At 50.6% G+C, this 269-nt stretch carries 1 pseudogene; it reads left to right on the top strand.

Features of this window, described 5'->3' with window-relative positions:
- Positions 1 to 269 (top strand): annotated as a pseudogene (locus QP437_RS10070) (amino acid permease); the annotation flags it as partial.

Here is a 269-nt window from a genome sequence, read left to right as displayed (position 1 = left end):
ACCGGTCTGGTGATGATGATGGCGATTATCATGTTCTCTTTCGGTGGTCTGGAACTGGTGGGGATCACCGCAGCAGAAGCTGATAACCCGGAGCAAAGTATCCCGAAAGCAACTAACCAGGTTATCTACCGCATCCTGATTTTCTATATTGGCTCGTTAGCCGTTCTGCTCTCACTAATGCCGTGGACCCGCGTTACCGCCGATACCAGTCCGTTTGTGCTGATCTTCCACGAGTTAGGCGATACCTTTGTAGCGAATGCGCTGAATAT

It is taken from the genome of Haemophilus sp. UMB1048 (genome assembly GCF_030218125.1).
Taxonomy (GTDB): Bacteria; Pseudomonadota; Gammaproteobacteria; order Enterobacterales; family Pasteurellaceae; genus Haemophilus_D.
Note: the sequence above shows the minus strand (reverse complement) of the source record. Positions and strands in the feature narration are given on the sequence as shown.